The sequence below is a fragment of the Candidatus Thiodiazotropha endoloripes genome, from assembly GCF_001708965.1.
Lineage (GTDB): Bacteria > Pseudomonadota > Gammaproteobacteria > Chromatiales > Chromatiaceae > Thiodiazotropha > Thiodiazotropha endoloripes.
In genome coordinates this window covers 1529970-1549645 of sequence record NZ_LVJW01000006.1, presented here as the reverse complement: position 1 = coordinate 1549645, position 19676 = coordinate 1529970, and the positions used below count along the sequence as shown (strand labels likewise).

The window sequence follows — 19676 nt, the reverse complement described above, 5'->3', positions numbered from 1 at the left end:
CCCGGATCTTCCGGTGACAGCCAGAGCATTGTCTGCCCACCCAAAGACCCTAAAAAAGCTGCGGAACTATACCAGAATTTCCTAATAAAGGTCAAAATCCATCGCCTCAGCTGCGGCCGGTCGACGCCTAAAACCCGCCTGGTCTGTAACATACCGGAGAGGAACATCCTCCCGCAAGGCATGCCACACATCAGCCTTCGATCACCAGCCATGCCCAGGGTTCCAGAACATGACCATCCCGCCAATCCGGGATTGCCACCATCAACCTCTCCGATCACCCAACGGTGGGTCAGTTTGTCTGCACAGCGGGTTACCGATAAACTCCAGGTTCCTATCCGCTCAGGCCCATCAAGATGCAGAAAGATCCGGACCACTCGATCGTGCGCACCAGTTATGCGGTCATCTACACCCCCAGCCGACGCCGGGACCGTTTTCCGGAGAATTGCGTCACCCTCGCCTCATCGGCGGAAGAGGCGATCCAGAAGGCCGGTGAACAGCAGAACCTCCACGCGGCACAGGTCAACGGCCCATCCCGCTCATCCGAGGGGTTTCGTCTCTACTATCTGGTCCACTGGCTGACCTGAACCGACAGATTACGGCCGCAGCTTGACAAGCTCATGGATGATTGCATCGGCGTCCAGGGTATCGAAATCAGACCGACTGAAGGTCGTGAACCCCCCGGCCAGCTCATACCAGGCAAATCCTCTGGTCCAGGGCTGGTGCTGATAACTCCCCTGACGTTTCCTGGGTATGCAGTAGAGCCGGCCGGGCTGGTAGATCAGGTTATAGCTGATCTCCGAGCGGTGCAGTGACTCAATCCGCTGCCAAGCCTCAGCGGCAGATTCATAGATTTCGCAATTCAGCGGGTAGTCCCGTTCTCCGCCATTGTGCCGCCAGTGATCGCCCATCAGCGGCAGCGGCTGGGGCCTGATGAAGAGCTGAAAGTGAAGATGATTGACCGAGGCAAAGGCGGCAAAACTGTTGTAGGCGATACCGACACCAGGCAGGCCGCTCCACAACCGTTCAGCCAGTTCCCAGACATAGTCGTGGTATTTGCGGGTCAACAGCTGGGGGAGGCGCCGGGTGCGATCCGGAACCAGCAGGCAGTGCATCGGCACAAAGGGGAACTTGTTATACATAAGCTCCACTTCCACACCGTGCAGATCGCCTCTCCAGAAGGCCTCTCTGCGCAGAAAGGGTTTATTGAAATGAAATCCGTTGGGATCGAAAGGACGGCTGATACCGAGCGCAGGCTCACTGGTCATTCGTGAGGGACGAAAGGCGCGGATATGGTTGAACTGCAGCTCCCAATCCGCCTCATTGCGGAATTCAGCCGCATGCACGCCCTCGAACCCGATAGCCATCAATTTCAGAAACACCAGATTGTCATCGGCAGCCCCGACCAACTCCCGTCCCTCACTCAGGGTCAGGCGGCAATATTCTGCGTGTTGATCAAAGCGACGACCAAGCTGGCTTTTCAGGGATTGATAGATCTCAGCATCGAAACTGGCATTGGCATGTACCAGGATATAGCTGCCGAGCCCAGGCTGTTGAAGCAGACGTTCGAGACCGGAAGCAAATGCCTGCTGCATAGCGGCGCGGGATTCCATGGGAGACTGTTTCATCCAAACAACCCCCGGTCAGACCCCATTGAGACTCTGCCGTCATAGGGTGACCTGGGCCAGATGGCCACACCCGGACAGCTGACGCCGTGGCTAGGGCCTGTTAACACGAATCCAATAGGCCCTGCTGAATTCACCTTCACTTTGGGATCTAAACCCGCAACAAACTCTAACCAGATCAACCCACTGCAGCTCAGTGGTTGTGACTGCCATGGTCGGAATGCTTCATCTTCATACGCAACTTGCGCACCGGGGCATCCAATTTGAGCTCCGATCCATCGTCAAAGTTGAGCGTCAGGCCGATCTTCTCACCCGGCACAAGTTTCTGCTTCAAGCCGATCAGCATGACATGCAGGCCACCCGGCTTCAGGCTGATTTTCTGGTCGGCAGGCAGATCGATCTTTTCCACTTTACGCATCCGCATCATGCCATCTTCCATGGTGTGGGTATGCAGCTCGACAACCTCAGCGGCACTGCTGCTGGCGCTAACCAGAGCAAGATCCTTTTTACCCATGTTATGCAGGGTCATGAATGAGGCGGAATTCGGCTGGCCGGGTGGTACAGCGCGGACATAGGGATCGTCAGCCATCACGGCGGAACCGGCCATCAGCTGCTGACTCATGAAAAACAGGCAAAAGCCAAGGATCGGAAGCAAACGTTGCAAGCTCATCTCTTTCTCCAGTGAACACAGTTTTTTATCAGGGAGGCTGACAGCCAGATTGCTGACAGGGTCAACCACCGAATTATTCAACAAGATTATATTCTCGTGGCCCGGGAGCATGGCATTAAAGAGATTATAAAGGCAATCCCGCGCAATCAATCCACAAGAAAAATTGAAAAAAAGTGTGTCAAATGGCCCATTCAGGGCATATGACCCTGCTATCGGGGCCAGCTGAGGGGTCAATTGAACCGAACAACAGGCAAAAAAAAGCGCCGGCATCTGCCAGGCGCTTTTTCTCTTAACGGCCGGGAGGGCCGTTAAGCAGCTCGAATCAGAGGCTCATGACCCACTCTACGATGACTTTGATGTCTTCGTCGCTGACATGGGCGTTAGGTGGCATGGGTACTGGGCCCCAGACACCGGAACCGCCGGCTTTGACCTTGGCAGAGAGTGCCGCTACAGCATCAGCCTGGCCTTTGTACTTTGCAGCCACTTCTTTGTAGGCAGGACCAACAACCTTGGTTTCAATCTGGTGGCATGCCATGCAGCCACGCTGGGTTGCCAGAGCAACAGGATCGGCAGATGCAGTCGCAACAGCACCAAGAGCAAGAACAGAAGCGCTGGTAGCCAGCAAATATGATTTCATCTTATTCATCAGGAGTTTATCCTCAATAGTTCGGTTAGATAAATACAGCTGCGGGGTTGATTTCACAGAGTCCGTTCCCACAAAAATGCTGGATTATACGTTAAACATAAGTAAATTGCCTATAAAGGATAATTGTCAATTAAACAATTTCACAATTAATCACCTGTTGATCGCTCAAACGTTCACCAGCAAGTACCGCAAATCTCTTCCAATCGGGTTTGACCGCAGAAATAAAGAGGTGACTCCCGCAGTCACAGTCAGATGAGCCGAATCCACCCATCGGCTGGGCAAATCCGAGCGGTTCGCCGAGCAGGGCTGCCCATTGATGTTCCCGCTGCCTGGGATCATTGCTATACCAGATCTGGCGCAGATTGGTCACCGCCCGTAAATAGTCGATATGCCAGCGGGGGCGCGGGCTGATCCGCCGGTGGTGAGCGCAGCGCGCAGCCACCCCGCCGGGGCCGAAAGCGCTGCCGACGTAGAGATACCAGCCGCGGATGAAATCGCACAGCCCCAGACGACCCACCTGGATCTGATGGCGCCTGGGATTATGCAAAAGCAACACATAGGTCCCGGGGGACTTTGCCTGGGCAAGTCCACAGCGTGAAGCCCTGCCAGGCGGCTTGGGGGAGATCCCGATGATCGCCAGAGCCTCAGCTGAGAGATCGCTCAGTGACCACTCTTATCCGCCATGTGGGACAGATAGAGGGCGAGCCCGAGCAGAGCGATTCCGCCAGCGAACTGCAGCAGGTCCAGCGGGGTGGTGAACTCCATACTGAGGGCGAATTCGAAATAACGTACCACCAGGATCATCATCACCACTTTGGCCAGGCGGCTCTTCAGGTCATCCAGGCTGGTGATCATCAACACGTTTGAGGCGCTGTCCGAACCCTCGGCATGATCGATCTTGCTGATGAACAGCTCATACAGACCCAATGAGAAGATCAACAGCACAGTCGCCAACAGATAGCCATCCACAATCTCCACCACATGGGTCACCGTGGTTGAACGCAGCGCCACCCGCTCCTCGCCCGTCAGGGCCGGCGAGGCGTAGTGACCTAAATGGCTGATCATGTAGAAGGCATCCACAGAGGCCATATAGAACATGGCAACGGCTGCTGCCAGGCTGGCAACCACAGCGGCCAGGACAATCAGCCGGCTGTTCCAGAGTAATTTTTCAAATATCGCTTCCACAACATCTATTCTCGTTATTCAGGGTGAGGCAATCATATCAGAGAAGACCAAACTGAGGCCTGACAACCGGGTTACCATTAACACCAGGGTGTTAAAGCATACCGATAGCCATTATCATCAGCCCCTTTTTTGCAGGACCATGACTATGCCATCTTTTCTGCCGGGTCAGCGCTGGATCAGTGACACGGAATCGGAACTCGGTCTGGGGGTAATTACCGGCTGCGAAGGCCGCCGGGTCACCATCCACTTCCCGGCCATCGACGAGAGCCGGGTCTACGCCATTGAGGGGGCCCCTCTGACCCGGGTGGCGTTTACCGCCGGCGACCAGATCGAGAGTCGTGAAGGCTGGCAGATGAGCATCCGTCAGACCCTGCTCAATGACGGCCTGATCACCTATCTGGGTGAACGACCCGATGGCAGTCAGGTACGTCTTGAAGAGCTGGAGTTGAGTGACACCCTGCGCATCGATCAGCCCAAACAGCGGCTGCTCACCGGTCAGATCGACCCCCCCCACTGGTTCAACCTGCGCCAGCAGACCCTCAGCCACCTGGGTAAACAGCAGCAATCCTCGCTGCTCGGCCTGGTCGGCCCGCGTATCGATCTGATCCCTCATCAGCTCTATATCGCCCATGAGGTGGCTGGACGACCGGTACCCAGGGTGCTGCTGGCTGACGAAGTGGGCCTGGGAAAAACCATCGAGGCCTGCCTGATTCTCCACCAGCAACTGCTGACCGGACGGGCCAGCAGGGTATTGATCCTGGTGCCGGACCCTCTGGTCCATCAGTGGCTGGTTGAGCTGTTGCGACGCTTCAATCTGAAATTCCGCATTCTCGATGAAGAGACCTGCCAGGCCATTCAGGACTCGGGGCAGGCGGACAACCCGTTCCATGCGGAACAGCTGGTGCTCTGCAGTCTGAATCTTTTTCACCACAACCCGGCCCGTCTCACCCAGGCACTGGATGGGGAGTGGGATCTGCTGATCGTCGATGAGGCACACCACCTGACCTGGTCGGAAGAGGATCCCAGTGCAGAGTATCTGCTGGTCGAAGCACTCTCATTGCGCACACCCGGGGTACTGCTGTTGACCGCCACCCCGGAACAGCTCGGTCAGGCCGGCCATTTTGCCCGGTTGCGCCTGCTCGACCCGGATCGCTACTACGATCTACAGAGCTTCCTCCAGGAAGAGCAGCACTATCAGCCGGTTGCGGAAGCCGTGGAGCATCTGTTGCGGGAGGAGCCACTGCCCGAGAAAGCCACTCAGGCGCTGTTGAGTAAACTGGATGAGTCCGAAAGCATGCCACTGCTGGGTCTGCTCAACGATCCGACCCGGGATCCGGCTGAACGAAACGAAGCGAGAGAGAGCCTGATCAACAGCCTGCTCGACCGACATGGCACCGGACGGGTACTGTTCCGCAATACCCGCGCCCGTATCAGCGGTTTTCCAACCAGAGAGCTGATCGCCTACCCGCTGCCGATGCCCGAAGAGTACGGGGTCGCACTGCAGCAGAGCGGAATCCCATCGGCCAACCTGCGACTCACCCCGGAACGCCTCTACAGCGAGCAGGGCCACCCTGACTGGTGGCAGCTGGACCCCAGGGTATCCTGGCTGATCGAGCTGCTACGCAAGCAGACCGACAACAAGTTCCTGTTGATCTGCAGCCATGATCAGAGCGCTGTGGAGCTGCAGCAGGCGGTTCGTAACCTGTCCGGTATCTCCGTCGGGGTTTTCCATCAGGATATGACGATTGTGGAGCGGGACCGGGCGGCCGCCTGGTTTGCCGACCCGCAAGGAGCCCGGCTGCTGATCTGTTCGGAAATCGGCAGCGAAGGACGTAATTTTCAATTTGCCCACCACCTGATTCTGTTCGACCTGCCAGCGGATCCCGATCTGCTGGAACAGCGCATCGGCCGTCTCGACCGGATCGGTCAGCAACAGACCGTCACCATCCATCAGCCCTACATGGAGCCTGGCCCCCAGTCGGTGATGCTGCACTGGTACCGGGATGGCCTGGACGCCTTTCGTCAGCATGTGCCCGGCGCTCAACAGATCAGCGAGCAGCTCGGCGGCGAACTCTGGCAACTGATCGAAGAGAAGCCGGAGCCAGCCCCTCTGGCGGATCTGATTCAACGCACCCGTGAGTTGAAACAGCAGATACAGCTGCGCCTGCAGCAGGGGCGCGACCACCTGCTTGAGCTTGGCGCCTGCCGGCAACCCATTGCCAGCCAGCTGGTCGAGCAGTTGTCCGAACAGGACGACTCGAAGCGGCTGCCAGACTATCTCCAACGGCTGTTTGACTGTTACAACATCGAAACGGAAGAGCTGGGAGAGGCGGGCCTGATCCTGCGTCCCGGCGAGCAGGTGATTGCCGGTTCGTTACCCGGTCTGCCCGCCGACGGTCTGACTGCCACCTACAGTCGGCGTGACGCCCTGAGCCATGAAGAGCGCCACTTTCTTACCTGGGAACACCCGCTGGTGCGTAACGCCATGGATCAGGTAGTCAGTATCCAGACCGGTAACAGCACGGCAATGGCCTGCAAACACCCGAAACTCAAAAAAGCACAGCTGCTGCTGGAGTGCCTGTTTGTGGTGGAGTGTCCGGCGCCCAGAAAGCTCCAGGTAGGCCGCTTTCTGCCAACCACTTCAAACCGCATCCTGATCGATGCCGAAGGCCGACGACTCGACCATCTGGCAGACTGCGACACACTGCTCGAACATGCCGAGGAGCTGGATCGCAAAGCCCTGCTGCCAGTGATCAACAGCTATCGGTCACAGTTGCGTTCGCTGATCGCGGCGGCGGAAGAGGCCGCGGCCAATCTGGTGGATGAGCAGGTGAAACAGTCAGCGGCAAAAATGATGAAATACTACACAACCGAGATTCAGCGCATGCAGGCATTGAAAAAACACAACCCTTCGGTGCGCGGTGAAGAGATCGAGATGCTGCAACAGCAGGGGATGGCGCTGCATCAACAGTTGCAGTCAACACGCCTGCGCCTGGATGCAGTACGACTGGTGGTTACGCTCTAGGGCCTGTTAAGCAGCCAGGTTAGCAGCTTGAAAGTGAACTATTCGGCTGCCTGAGTGGCTTCCAACAGGCGCTTGATGGGGAAGGGCCGGCAAACCCCATATCCCTGGACAAAGTCGACCCCGATCGCCTCGAGTCGCTGCAGAATCTCCCCGGTTTCGACAAACTCAGCGATGGTCTCCAGCCCCATGATGTGGCCGATGCGATTGATCGCCTCCACCATCGATTCGTCGATCGCATTCTCAAGCATGTCGTGAACGAAAGCGCCGTCGATTTTCAGATACTCTACCGGCAGATGCTTCAGATAACCGAAGGAGGAGAGGCCGCTGCCAAAATCGTCCAGGGCGAATTCACAGCCATAACGCTGCAGGGTGCGCATGAAATGTTCCGCCGAGGTGAGATTGGAGATGGCGGCGGTTTCGGTGACTTCGAAACAGAGCATGCCAGCGGGTATATCCCGCTCCCTGATGGTCAGCAGAATCCACTGCAGAAACTCATCATCACAGACTGAATGACCGGAGAGATTGACGAAAAAGCGACGTCCGGCCGTCAGACAGGAGTGGCGATTTTGGGTGATGAAGCGAGCCACCTGGTCCACCACCCAATGATCGACCGCAGGCATCAGACCGAATCGTTCTGCAGCGGGAATGAAGGCCCCTGGCGGTATCAGATTTTCATCCTCATCGAGCAGGCGGATCAGCACCTCCACATGCTCCTGCACCCCATCCTCACCACTGAGGGATGAAATCGGCTGCACATAGAGTGTAAAACGGTCCTCTTCCAGGGCGGTCCGAATCCGGGTCACCCACTGGGTCTCGCCATGACGTCTGGCTGCGGAGCTGTCCACCGAATCGTAGATATGGATTTTGTTACGCCCCTCCTCTTTCGCCGTGAGGCAGGCGATATCCGCATAGCCGAGAATCTGCTCAACACTCTCGCTATGTCTGTCGATCGGCACCATGCCGATGCTGAGACTCTGGGAAAAGGTCTTGCCCTCCCAGGCAAAGCGGAATGCCTGAACCTCCTGGCGGATCGTCTCGGCAATGCGCTCAGCCACTTCCAGTGTGCACTGACTGAGCAGAATACCGAACTCATCCCCGCCCAGACGGGCAATCAAATCACTGTTGCGGATTGAACGCTTGATCAGAGCGGCGAGCTGCCTCAGCAACTCGTCACCCGCCGCGTAACCGCAGTTATCGTTGACGATGATAAAGCGGTCGATGTCCAGATAGAGCAGACAGTGCCGCTCATCTTCAAACTGGGTCTCATCCAGCAGCAGCGAGAGTCGACGATCGAATTCGACCCGGTTATAGAGTCGGGTGACCGGATCATGGGTCGACTGCCAATTCAGCTGGGCCGCCAACTTGCGGGACTGGCTGGTATCCTTGAAAACCAGTACAAACCCTTCCAGTTGACCATCATCCCCCTTCAGGCGGGTGATCGTCTGCTGGATGGGTATCGTCAATCCCTCACGATGAACCAGTACCAGCTGCCGACTGTCATCGGCGAGGATCTGCTCGAGGGTCAGCAACGGTGCCGACTGAGTCATTTCATCGTAGACCTGATAGACCTCAGCCAGAGGACGGCCGGATATGCGTTGACTCTGGAAGCCGGTCATACTCTCGGCGGCCAGATTGACAAACTCCACCATTCCATCGGCATTGACCAGAATGACCGCATCCTCAACCGAGGAGAGTATCGCCTGGGTGCGATTTTCCGTGAGTCCGCGCAAGCCTGACGAACCGGGTGCTTTCTGCTCGGCCGCCAGTTCATTGATCTGTACCAGGCAGAAGCCCGGATGCATCATCATGGGCCGCACACTGACCCTTAAAAACTGACCATTCTCGAGACTGAAAAGATGACGCGACATTTGCGCCTGTTTTTTGCTCGCCTCCACGCTCTGCTTCTGCGACAGGGCGACTGCCAGGTGGACCATATAATCGAATCTCGGTCCCGACAGTGCCGGAATCAGGGTTTCGATGGTTGAGTGTTCAGCGAACTGTGGCGGATTACCAAGATAATCTGCCAGCCAGGGGTTCCAGATCAGTGCTCGCTTGTTGCGGTCGACCAGGCAGAGGCCCACATCGCAGGCATCGATCACTTCCCGCAGATGCAATATTTCATCTTCGGTAAGCCCGGACCATGGATCAGTCGCCGCTGAGACCTTCCCCTGCACAATAAGTACCCTAAAATCGCCCCAAGATAGTGATTATGAGCCTGCAGACCTTTCAATGGTCTGTCTGCTGAAACACCCAACCCTCTCTTCCATGATGACAGCTCTACTCAGCCGCTCATCCACCTTGGATAACATTAGGCCTGCAAATAGTTTTAGTGCACGCGCGATCCAGCTTGCCCAGCACCGACATTTATCTGGCGACTGAATAGCTCGCACTCAGACACAGGCTTGCTGCCTGCAATCCAAATGCGAAAACTTCAAAAATATCCTAGTGGCCAGTTAGATAATAGTTCGGCGATTTGCGAAAGAACTTTAACAATCAGCTTGATTTAACGGAAATTAACAAACTAATCGCACAAGCACCCAAGCCATCTGCATTTTTAAAAGATTTCGATCTCGCTTTGGGTTAACGCTCGGTAATCTCCAACTGCGAGGCTCTCATCCAGACTCAGGGGACCGATGGATTGGCGATGCAGTCCAGCCACCCGATTACCCACTGCGGCAAACATCCGCTTGACCTGATGATAGCGGCCTTCGGTGATGGTCAGCCGCAACTGGGTTTCGTCCAGCTGCTGCAGCTCCGCAGGCCGGGTCGGCTTGCTCTCATTACGCAGCGGGATCCCTTGACGAATGGCTGCTGCCTGGGCTTCTTTCAATGGATGCTTCAACGCCACCAGATAGGTCTTTCCGCAGCTCCTGCCCGGGGAAGTGATACGGTGTGACCACCGACCATCATCGGTAACCAAAACCAGACCGGTGGCATCGATATCGAGCCGTCCCGCGATATGCAGCGTCTCCGGCCGGCTCAGATCCAACAGCTCCAGGATTGTACGATGGCTGGGATCCCGGGTGGCACAGACCACACCCACCGGTTTGTGGACCATGTAGTAGCGGGGCAAGGGTCTGTCCAGCAGACGATCATCCAAGTGGACCTGCGTCGTGCTGTCGACCTGATGGGCCGGTTGGGTGATCGCCAGGCCATCGACACTCACCCGCCCGGCGCGGATCATTTGGCGTGATTCCGAGCGACTCAGTTCAGTGACCTGACTGAGATACCGATCCAGCCTCATAACGCTTTGTAGAGCTTACTCCCCTGCTGCTTGAACTCCACGGCCTTCTCTTCCATGCCCTGTTGCAGTGCTTCACCGTCACTCATGCCGTGGCTCTTGGCGTACTCCCGGACATCCTGGGTGATCTTCATGGAGCAGAAGTGGGGCCCACACATGGAGCAGAAGTGGGCGACTTTGTGGGCCTGATGAGGCAGTGTCTCATCGTGGAACTCGATTGCCCGCTGGGGATCGAGACTGAGCGCGAACTGATCCTCCCAGCGAAATTCGAAGCGCGCCTTGGACATCGCATTGTCCTGCAGCTGAGCGCCGGGAAACCCTTTCGCCAGATCGGCGGCATGGGCGGCAACCTTATAGGTAATGATACCCTCACGAACATCCTCTTTGTTCGGCAGGCCAAGGTGTTCCTTGGGGGTTACATAACAGAGCATGGCCGTACCGTACCAACCGATCTGCGCCGCGCCGATACCGGAACTGAAGTGGTCATAGCCAGGGGAGATATCGGTCACCAGTGGCCCCAGGGTATAGAAGGGCGCCTCGAAACAGTCCTCCAGCTCCTTCTCCATATTCTCTTTGATCATCTGCATCGGCACATGACCCGGCCCTTCGATCATCACCTGAACGTCGTGCTCCCAGGCCACCTTGGTCAATTCACCCAGGGTTTCCAACTCACCGAACTGGGCCGCATCATTGGCATCGGCCAGCGATCCGGGGCGTAAGCCGTCACCCAGAGAGAAGGCCACATCGTAGGCCTTCATGATTTCGCAGATCTCCTCGAAATGGGTGTAGAGGAAATTCTCCTGATGGTGTGCCAGACACCACTTCGCAAGAATGGAGCCGCCACGGGAGACGATGCCGGTAACCCGCTCCGCTGTCAGGGGAACGTAGCGCAGCAGCACACCGGCATGGATGGTGAAGTAGTCCACCCCCTGCTCCGCCTGCTCGATCAGGGTGTCGCGCATGATCTCCCAGCTGAGCTCCTCCGCCTTGCCATCGACCTTTTCCAGGGCCTGATAGATCGGCACGGTACCGATCGGCATCGGCGCATTGCGCAGGATCCACTCCCGGGTCTCATGGATATTGTTGCCGGTTGAGAGATCCATCAGGGTATCTCCACCCCAGCGGGCGGACCAGGCCATCTTCTCCACCTCTTCACCGATCGAAGAGGTGATCGCACTGTTGCCGATATTGGTGTTGATCTTGACCCTGAAATTCCGCCCGATGATCATCGGTTCCAATTCCGGGTGGTTGATATTGGCGGGGATGATTGCCCGGCCGGCGGCCAGTTCGGAGCGGACAAACTCCGCAGTGATCTCATCGGGTATGTTGGCGCCGAAGCCCTCACCGGCATGCTGGCGCAGCAGCTTGGCGTAGCGGGGATCCTCGCGCAGCTCCTGCAGGCGGCAGTTTTCCCGGATCGCCACGAACTCCATCTCCGGGGTGATGATACCCTGCCGGGCATAGTGCATCTGGGTCACATTGGCACCCGCTTTGGCGCGTCGTGGCGCACGGATATGTTCGAAGCGCAAATGGGCAAGCTCCGGGTCATTCTGTCGGCTCTGGCCATACTCGGATGTTGGACCGTCGAGCAGCTGCGTATCCGCTCGTGCCTCGATCCAGGGGGTACGCAGATCGGGCATCCCCTGCATCAGATCGATCGACTGCTGTGGATCGGTAAAGGGGCCGGAAGTATCGTAGATCGGGATCGGAGGATTCTCTTCAGCGCCGAAACTGGCCGAGGTGGCCTCCTGCTCGACCTCCCGCATCGGCACCCGGATATCCGCAGTCGAACCCTCCACATAGATCTTGCGTGATTTGTAGAAGGGACGGGTAACCTCCTCTGAAAGCGTGGCGGTCTTTTTGATGAAATCTTCTGGAATGGCGCTCATGGTGGAAACCTCGTTTGGGCAGAGAGCGCGAACACCCCAGTGGGCTACACAGCTTCCCTCCGCCGGTATGATCCGGATCAGGTGATTAAGGGTCTATCTCAGCCCGTGAACGCGCCACAGGACACCCCTAGCCTTTGATTCGCAGGAGTATAACCCGAAACAGCTCGCTTCGCGCACCTGCACAAACTGATCCAGTCCGGGGAGTGGATAGGGTTAGAGCTGCCGATCGTTTGCCTCAAAAAGGAGCAAATCACCAAAACCTTTACTTTACAGCCACTTGGGTCAATTTAAATACTAATTTGAGGGATTATTGAGAATAACCCAGACCCATAAAATTCAAGGAATTATTCCCATAAACTGTTGATTAGGCAGGGTCACCCATACAACGAACTACCCCCTTGGAAATCTTGCCCAAGCGGTTTAAAAAACGTAGGCTAATGCCTCTGCCAGACTAAACCATAAAAAAATTCAGGATATTTCGTATGATGGCAAACCAGTTTGAAAAAGCCCGATTCAACATGGTGGAACAGCAGATTCGTCCATGGGAAGTGATCAACCCAAGAGTTCTGACACTCATGGAGACCCTGCCGAGAGAGGCCTTTGTTCCGGACACCTACCAGGATCTTGCCTATGCGGATATCGAAATTCCCATCGGCCAGGGACAGAGCATGATGTTCCCACGAATCGAAGGCCGGTTGATGCAGGCGCTCGACGTGCAACCCGGGGATAAGGTCCTGGAGGTAGGTACCGGTAGCGGCTACCTCACAGCCTGCCTGGCAGGCCTGGCCAACAAGGTGGTCAGCATCGACATCCATCGGGAGTTTTCCGATGCCGCGGCAAGCAAGCTTGAGCAGCAGGGGGTGAACAATGTGATGCTGCTGACCGGCGATGCACTGGCGGGGCCTGTACAGGGAGCCCCATTCAATGCCATTGCGATAACCGGATCCCTGCCCACCAGCCAGCAGGCAGAGATATTTCGCCAACAGTTGGCGCCGGGCGGGCGGATGTTCGTCATCATCGGCCAGGCTCCAGTGATGATCTGCCAGCTGATCACGCGACACGATGAGAAAATATTCCAGGAAGAGAGCATTTTCGAAACCGAGGTCTCTCCCCTGGAGAACGCACCGGCCCCGGTTGAATTCAATTTTTAAACCACAGATGTTGCTGCACTGACCTGGGCCTGCAGCAACACAAAAGAATAAACATAAGACTGATTGAAGTTTGCTTTGCGGGTCAGATTTGACCCGGCACCATACATAAAAATAATAATTCAGCCTGCAGATGGATGGACTGCAGCGACAACAACGCCGGTTGATAACGGCCATTGATTATTATGAAGAGCAGAGGGAGATCATGAGCATCAACAAAAGCACACTACCGCTGACCCATGCAGCAACCAGTCAATTATTGATCGTCAACGCCCAGGAGAGGCTGACCAAAGCGATGCCGGAACAGGACCTGCAAAAGATGGTCCCAAGCGTCATCCAATTGAGTAAGGCCGCCAGTCTGCTGGACATTCCGATCACCCTGTCGGAGCACTATGGACAGGGTTTGGGCAATACCCTGTCAGAAATCACCGAACACCTGCCCCACCACACCAAAGCCAAGGACAAACTGACCTTCTCCTGTTGTACCGCACCGGGGTTTGAAGAAGAGTTGGCCGAACACGGTTCGCGAAAGCAGATCGTGATGGTCGGCCTGGAAGCCCACATCTGCATTCTGCAGACTGCCGCCGGGCTGCAGCAATGGGGATATCAGGTATTTGTGGTGGAAGACGCCATCGCCTCCCGAAAAGCCATGCACCGGGAAAACGCCCTGATGCGGATGCGTCGCGGCGGTATCAATATCACCAACATGGAGTCTGTGATATTTGAGTGGATGGGCGATGCCAGCCACCCGAAATTCAAAGAGATTTCCCAGCTGATCCGCTGATCTGCAGAAACAGCCACCTGGCTGAACTGCAAACTCCACAGACCAAACGCTAGTTATTCCCACCCAACCCGGTGGGAATAACTACCCTTAACCCACTCCCGCAGAGAATGTCCCTCCTGCCCATAAGCACGACATATTCCATGATGAACGTGGAAATCACCAGATTTCGAACAGGTCGAATTAAAGCAGTTTAACTAAACGCCGATATATTCATTTGCAGTATTCCAGCCCTTAGAGGCTGATTCCCGCTCTGTAATACGGATTTTTGATCACCAGCCGGATATGAGCTTCAGCAGAGCAATCAAATCGCTTTTTCTGTAACTAAACTCGCTAAGGTCAGAATGATGTCATTCCTGAATAATCTCTCGATCAAATTACGCCTCTCACTCCTGGTTGGTATTTTACTGCTTAATACCATATTCGTCGGCCTGCTTGGACTGCGTGGCATGCAGCAGGCTGACCATGCCATCGACGAGCTTTATAACGTTGAGATGGCCCATATGGTTGGTCTCTCAACGGTGATTGAGAAGCTGGAGGACAGCCGGGTGCAGATACTGCTGGCGCTTCAGCACGATCCAGGCTCAGCCTTTGCTGCAATGCATGACCATAAACTGGATAAGCATATCCATCAGATCGAAGAGAACATCAAGATCATCGACAGCCGCTGGGAGGCGTTCACCAAATCCCAACTGGACAGTGAGGAGCAGCGACTGGTCGAGATATTCAGCAAAGACCTCAAACATTTGGAATATGATGGACTGATACCAGTCGACAAGCTGCTGGTGGATGGTCAATTCTATGAGGCTAACCAACTGTTACTCAGTCTCATCAATCCGGTACTGCAGAAGATCCAGGAGTCCACTGCCGAGCTGTTGAAGATTCAAGAGAACAAGGCCGCCCATGCCTTTGAGGAGACCCACGCCGCCTATAAAAGCATGCTCTCGCTCGTGATTGGCAGCCTGGTGGTTGGGGCCCTGTTCGGTATCCTGCTGGCCTACCTGATCATCAGTGAAATCAGCAAAGGTGTGAGCCAGATTGAAGAGAGCGCCCATCAGCTCGCAGACGGTCTACTGCTCACCCGGGTCGACTACAACAGCAAAGACGAAATCGGCAATATCGCCTTGGCCTTCAATCGCATGGCGCAACAGTTTCACGATGCGATAAACCAGGTCAAAGACTCCGTGGTCCAACTCGCCTCGGCCGCAGAAGAGACCTCGGTGGTCACCAACCAGACCACCGTCGGTATCAATCAGCAATTGAGCGAGACCAGCCAGGTTGCCACGGCCATCAATCAGATGAGCACCACGGTTCAGGAGGTGGCCAGAAACGCCGTCGATGCCGCTCACGCGGCCCGGGATGCGGATACCACATTCATCGAGGGTAAGAGAGTCATCGATCAGGTCATCAAGGGGATCAACAGCCTGGCCGGTGAAGTGGAGCAGGCCGCTGCGGTCATCCAGGAGCTTGAAACTGAGAGCCGCAATATCGGCTCGGTTCTGGATGTGATCAAAAGCATTGCGGAACAGACCAATCTGCTGGCCCTGAATGCCGCAATCGAGGCGGCCCGCGCCGGTGAGCAGGGTCGTGGATTCGCAGTGGTTGCCGATGAAGTTCGTACCCTGGCTGGCCGTACCCAGGATTCGACCCAGGAGATCGAGGAGATGATCAGCAAACTTCAGGAGGGTGCCGACAATGCGGTAAAGGTGATGGCGCGGGGCAATGAGATGACCCAATCCGGGGTTGAACAGGCCGCCTCAGCCGGCCAGGCTCTGGAGAAGATCAATACCGCCATGAGCGAAATTACCGAAATGAATACTCAGATCGCCAATGCAGCGGAAGAGCAGAGCTCGGTAACCGAAGAGATCAATCGCAGTATTGTCAGTATCAATGAAGTCTCGGAACAGTCCGCCACCGGAGCTCAACAGACCACCCAGGCCAGTGCGGATGTGGCAAAACTGGCAGAACAGCTGAAATCCCTTGTGGAGCGCTTCAAAGTCTAGCGCCAATCTGAAATCTGGCCGGTTTTCCACCGGTCAGATTGCCACCTCAGCAATCCCACCTAAAAACCCTACCCAGATGAATGTAGCCACTAAACTCGGTTGACCACCCGCAGCCTCCGATGGGCCGCAATCCATGCGGCGCAATCCGATAAAATCAGAAAAAAATAACAAAGTGTCGACATATTTGAATTTATTGTCTATAAAATAGGGACGATAAAGCTATTATTACTAAAATATGTCGACACATAATCGGCAACTAGCAACCAGAGGAACCAGAGAAATGTCCAAATATGCTGAGATCTACAACCACTCCTTGGATGACCCACAGGCCTTTTGGGGCGATGTTGCGAAGGGACTGCATTGGGACAAACCATGGGACCAGGTCTTGGATGAATCCGCCCAGCCCTCGCCACGCTGGTTCGTTGGCGGGCAGCTCAACACCTGCTTCAACGCTCTGGATCGACACATCGATGCCGGAAACGGGGATCGCCTGGCGCTGATCTACGACAGCCCAGTGACCGACAGCAAGCGAAGCTACACCTACACGGAACTGCGGGACGAGGTCGCCAGACTCGCCGGAGCACTGTCAGCCCAGGGAGTCTCCAAGGGTGACCGGGTGATCGTCTACATGCCGATGATTCCCGAAGCAGCCATCTCCATGCTGGCCTGCGCCCGAATCGGCGCAATCCACTCGGTGGTTTTCGGTGGTTTCGCCGCGAAAGAGCTGGCAACCCGGATCGATGACTCAAAACCGAAGATGGTGCTCTCCGCCTCCTGTGGCATCGAACCGAGCCGGGTAGTGGCCTACAAGCCGCTGCTGGATGAGGCGATCGAACTCTCCACCCACAAACCCCAGAGCTGCATCATCAAACAGCGCCCCCAGCTGGCGGCGGATATGATCGACGGCCGGGATCTGGACTGGGATCAGGCGATGAGCGATTCAGCCCCGGCCGAATGTGTTCCGGTTGAGGCGACCGATCCCCTCTACATCCTCTATACCTCCGGCACCACCGGCCAACCGAAAGGGGTGGTCAGGGACAATGGCGGCCACGCTGCAGCACTGCTCTGGTCGATGAAAAACATCTACAACGTGGAACCCGGGGATGTCTACTGGGCCGCCTCCGATGTCGGCTGGGTGGTAGGCCACAGCTACATCGTCTACGGCCCGCTGCTGGCCGGCTGCACCACGGTGATCTATGAAGGCAAACCGGTCGGCACACCCGATCCGGGCGCCTTCTGGCGGGTGATCAGCGAATATCAGGTGAAAGTCCTGTTTACCGCCCCCACCGCCTTTCGCGCGATCAAGAAAGAGGACCCCCAGGGCGCCTACATGTCCAAGTATGATCTCAGTTGCATGCAGACCCTCTATCTGGCCGGTGAACGCTGCGACCCTGACACCCTCCACTGGGCAGAGACGATGCTCGAAAAACCGGTCATCGACCATTGGTGGCAGACCGAGACCGGCTGGGCCATCGCGGCCAATCCAATGGGTGTTGAGCCGATGCCGGTGAAGGCCGGTTCACCAACCGTCGCCATGGTTGGCTATGACGTCAGAATCCTCGACGAGCAGGGTAACGAGAAACCGGATGGCGAGATGGGCGACATCGTCATCAAACAGCCTCTGCCACCCTCCTGCCTGCCCACCCTGTGGAACAACGAGGCACGTTTTGTCGACTCCTATCTGCGCGCCTATTCCGGCTACTACCTGACCGGTGATGCGGGTTACAAGGACGAAGATGGTTATCTGTGGATCATGAGCCGTACCGACGATGTGATCAATGTCGCCGGCCACCGTCTCTCCACCGGTCAGATGGAAGAGGTCCTGGCCGGTCATGCGGATGTGGCCGAATGTGCCGTGATCGGGGTGGCCGATGCCCTCAAGGGGCAGTTGCCGCTGGGTCTGGTGGTGCTGAAAAGCGGCGTCGACCGCCCTGCCGAGGAGCTCGGTGCGGAGCTGGTCAAACTGGTGCGCAACCAGATCGGGCCGGTTGCCGCCTTCAAACACATCTCGATCGTCAAACGGCTGCCGAAGACCCGTTCCGGCAAGATCCTGCGAGGCACCATGGTGAAGATCGCCGACGGCACTGAGTGGAACATGCCGGCCACCATCGATGATCCGGCCATCCTTGACGAAATTTCCACCTCCCTGCAGCAAATGGGATATGGAAAATAGCCCAGACGGGAACTGTGAAAGCGGATTCTTCACAGTTCCCAATAAGGAAATTAAAGACTATTTTTTATAAAAGTGTCGACACTTTGAAAAATATAGACTATAAAATAACCCATATATCACGGATAAAGACTAATTATGTCGACAATTCAAGATTCTGACATGCAAAACCAAGCAACGGCAACCGCCCTTGATACTGCCAATATCCCACTCACTGAGCGCCTTTTTGATGCTCTGCAGCGGGCTATTGTCGAGGGAGAGCTTCCCCAGGGCAGCAAGATCAGTGAACCGGAGCTGGCCCGTCAACACGGGGTAAGCCGAGGCTCCCTGCGGGAGGCGATGGCCCGCCTGGAGGCGCGCAAACTGGTTGAGCGCAAGCCGAATCTGGGGGCCCGGGTGGTTACCCTCTCCTACGAGCAGCTGATCGAGATCTTTCAACTGCGTGAGGCACTGGAGGGAATGGCGGCCAGACTGGCGGCGCAGAACATGTCCGAGAAGGAGATTGAAGAGCTGCAAAGTCTGTTGAATCAGCATGGCGAGCAGATTGCCGAACAACACGGCCAGGCCTACTTCCAGAAGCAGGGTGATCTCGATTTCCACTATCGCATTGTCCAGGGCAGCAAGAACAAACAGCTGATCGAACTGCTCTGCAACGACCTCTATCACCTGCTGCGCATGTACCGCTATCAGTTCGGCATGCGCAGTAAAAGATCCCAGCAGGCCTATGAGGAGCATCAGTACCTGATCAACGCCATCTCCGCACGGGATCCCGAGATGGCTGAGCTGCTGATGCGGCAGCACATCCGTTCCTCCCGCAGGAATGTGGAGGCGGTGTTTCTGGAGAAACTATGAGCGGGCGTTTTCAGGTTTGAATCGATGTTTTTTGAGCCCCCTCTCCCTGGCCCTCTCCCTCAAGGGGAGAGGGGATTCATTAAACAAGTGCAGGCGTGAACTGGCAGCCTGATTACCACCCGACTAACTGTCAAGGATGCATGCAATTAAGAACGTCCCCTCGCGGAAGAGGGAATGCATCGAGCAAGATCAGGAGGAAGAGAGAGTCTGTCTACTGCCCAACAAGCAGTTATCGATGCTCTCAATTAAGAGCATCCCCTCTCACCTCGCGGTAGAGAGAATGCATCGAGCAAGATCAGGAGTGAGAGAGAGTCTGTCCACTGCCCAACAAGCAGTTATCGATGCTCTCAATTACGAGCGTCCTCTATCCCCTCGCGGAAGAGGGAATGCATCGAGCAAGATCAGGAGGAAGAGAGAGTCTGTCTACTGCCCAACAAGCAGTTA

The 19676-nt window shown here is 56.0% G+C and carries 15 protein-coding genes and 1 riboswitch; of the genes, 7 read left to right on the top strand and 8 right to left on the bottom strand.

Features of this window, described 5'->3' with window-relative positions; all coding sequences use genetic code 11:
• Positions 1-353 precede the first annotated feature (353 nt).
• Positions 354-584, top strand: coding sequence for a hypothetical protein (locus tag A3193_RS17645; RefSeq protein ID WP_069002951.1), 231 nt, complete (start codon positions 354-356; stop codon positions 582-584).
• Between the two features lie 9 nt (positions 585-593).
• Here the strand turns inward: A3193_RS17645 and A3193_RS17640 are convergent, their stop codons facing one another.
• The 5 genes from A3193_RS17640 to A3193_RS17620 form a co-directional block, all read right to left on the bottom strand.
• Entirely contained in the window at positions 594-1625 is a 1032-nt protein-coding gene (locus A3193_RS17640; RefSeq protein ID WP_069015405.1) for a GDP-D-glucose phosphorylase 1 family protein, read from the bottom strand.
• Positions 1626-1815: 190 nt separating this feature from the next.
• Complete coding sequence (locus A3193_RS17635) at positions 1816-2292, bottom strand: copper chaperone PCu(A)C (protein ID WP_235615033.1); 477 nt, start codon at positions 2290-2292, stop codon at positions 1816-1818.
• A gap of 322 nt (positions 2293-2614) precedes the next feature.
• Positions 2615-2938: a c-type cytochrome gene (locus tag A3193_RS17630; protein ID WP_305782050.1), complete on the bottom strand. Its 324-nt coding sequence runs from the start codon at positions 2936-2938 to the stop codon at positions 2615-2617.
• Positions 2939-3068: 130 nt separating this feature from the next.
• Positions 3069-3485, bottom strand: a complete 417-nt coding sequence (locus A3193_RS17625) for a GIY-YIG nuclease family protein (RefSeq protein WP_162272427.1) — start codon at positions 3483-3485, stop codon at positions 3069-3071.
• A 113-nt stretch (positions 3486-3598) separates the two neighbouring features.
• On the bottom strand, positions 3599-4123 hold the full coding sequence (locus A3193_RS17620) for a YqhA family protein (protein WP_083218116.1): 525 nt from the start codon (positions 4121-4123) through the stop codon (positions 3599-3601).
• Between the two features lie 145 nt (positions 4124-4268).
• Here A3193_RS17620 and rapA point away from each other — a divergent pair, with 145 nt between their 5' ends.
• The gene (gene rapA, locus A3193_RS17615; protein WP_069015403.1) at positions 4269-7148 is read left to right on the top strand and encodes an RNA polymerase-associated protein RapA; all 2880 of its coding nucleotides are present in this window, start codon (positions 4269-4271) and stop codon (positions 7146-7148) included.
• Positions 7149-7186: 38 nt separating this feature from the next.
• On the opposite strand, the gene A3193_RS17610 is transcribed toward rapA, so the two are convergent.
• The 3 genes from A3193_RS17610 to thiC form a co-directional block, all read right to left on the bottom strand.
• Positions 7187-9322, bottom strand: coding sequence for an EAL domain-containing protein (locus A3193_RS17610; protein WP_083218832.1), 2136 nt, complete (start codon positions 9320-9322; stop codon positions 7187-7189).
• Between the two features lie 380 nt (positions 9323-9702).
• Positions 9703-10392, bottom strand: a complete 690-nt coding sequence (gene rsuA, locus A3193_RS17605; RefSeq protein ID WP_069015402.1) for a 16S rRNA pseudouridine(516) synthase RsuA — start codon at positions 10390-10392, stop codon at positions 9703-9705.
• On the bottom strand, positions 10389-12278 hold the full coding sequence (gene thiC, locus A3193_RS17600) for a phosphomethylpyrimidine synthase ThiC (RefSeq protein ID WP_069002957.1): 1890 nt from the start codon (positions 12276-12278) through the stop codon (positions 10389-10391). The genes rsuA and thiC overlap by 4 nt, the downstream gene beginning before the upstream one ends.
• Positions 12279-12315: 37 nt before the next feature.
• Positions 12316-12417: riboswitch (TPP riboswitch) on the bottom strand.
• A gap of 343 nt (positions 12418-12760) precedes the next feature.
• Here thiC and A3193_RS17595 point away from each other — a divergent pair.
• The 5 genes from A3193_RS17595 to A3193_RS17575 all read left to right on the top strand — a co-directional run bounded on the left by A3193_RS17595 (position 12761) and on the right by A3193_RS17575 (position 19232).
• The gene (locus tag A3193_RS17595) at positions 12761-13429 is read left to right on the top strand and encodes a protein-L-isoaspartate O-methyltransferase family protein (RefSeq protein WP_069002958.1); all 669 of its coding nucleotides are present in this window, start codon (positions 12761-12763) and stop codon (positions 13427-13429) included.
• Positions 13430-13631: 202 nt separating this feature from the next.
• Positions 13632-14210, top strand: a complete 579-nt coding sequence (locus A3193_RS17590; protein ID WP_069004043.1) for an isochorismatase family protein — start codon at positions 13632-13634, stop codon at positions 14208-14210.
• A 344-nt stretch (positions 14211-14554) separates the two neighbouring features.
• Entirely contained in the window at positions 14555-16210 is a 1656-nt protein-coding gene (locus tag A3193_RS17585) for a HAMP domain-containing methyl-accepting chemotaxis protein (RefSeq protein WP_162273754.1), read from the top strand.
• A 235-nt stretch (positions 16211-16445) separates the two neighbouring features.
• Positions 16446-18383, top strand: coding sequence for a propionyl-CoA synthetase (locus A3193_RS17580; RefSeq protein WP_083218118.1), 1938 nt, complete (start codon positions 16446-16448; stop codon positions 18381-18383).
• Positions 18384-18542: 159 nt separating this feature from the next.
• A complete protein-coding gene (locus tag A3193_RS17575) occupies positions 18543-19232 on the top strand; it encodes a GntR family transcriptional regulator (RefSeq protein ID WP_069002961.1) in 690 nt (229 codons plus the stop codon).
• Positions 19233-19676 lie beyond the last annotated feature (444 nt).

Bases quoted from the DNA above. Each gene is read 5' to 3' on its own strand.
- A3193_RS17645 (WP_069002951.1), top strand. From the start codon at position 354: ATGCAGAAAGATCCGGACCACTCGATCGTGCGCACCAGTTATGCGGTC.
- A3193_RS17640 (WP_069015405.1), bottom strand. From the start codon at position 1,625: ATGAAACAGTCTCCCATGGAATCCCGCGCCGCTATGCAGCAGGCATTT.
- A3193_RS17635 (WP_235615033.1), bottom strand. From the start codon at position 2,292: ATGAGCTTGCAACGTTTGCTTCCGATCCTTGGCTTTTGCCTGTTTTTC.
- A3193_RS17630 (WP_305782050.1), bottom strand. From the start codon at position 2,938: ATGAATAAGATGAAATCATATTTGCTGGCTACCAGCGCTTCTGTTCTT.
- rapA (WP_069015403.1), top strand. From the start codon at position 4,269: ATGCCATCTTTTCTGCCGGGTCAGCGCTGGATCAGTGACACGGAATCG.
- rsuA (WP_069015402.1), bottom strand. From the start codon at position 10,392: ATGAGGCTGGATCGGTATCTCAGTCAGGTCACTGAACTGAGTCGCTCG.
- thiC (WP_069002957.1), bottom strand. From the start codon at position 12,278: ATGAGCGCCATTCCAGAAGATTTCATCAAAAAGACCGCCACGCTTTCA.
- A3193_RS17595 (WP_069002958.1), top strand. From the start codon at position 12,761: ATGATGGCAAACCAGTTTGAAAAAGCCCGATTCAACATGGTGGAACAG.
- A3193_RS17590 (WP_069004043.1), top strand. From the start codon at position 13,632: ATGAGCATCAACAAAAGCACACTACCGCTGACCCATGCAGCAACCAGT.
- A3193_RS17585 (WP_162273754.1), top strand. From the start codon at position 14,555: ATGTCATTCCTGAATAATCTCTCGATCAAATTACGCCTCTCACTCCTG.
- A3193_RS17580 (WP_083218118.1), top strand. From the start codon at position 16,446: ATGTCGACACATAATCGGCAACTAGCAACCAGAGGAACCAGAGAAATG.
- A3193_RS17575 (WP_069002961.1), top strand. From the start codon at position 18,543: ATGCAAAACCAAGCAACGGCAACCGCCCTTGATACTGCCAATATCCCA.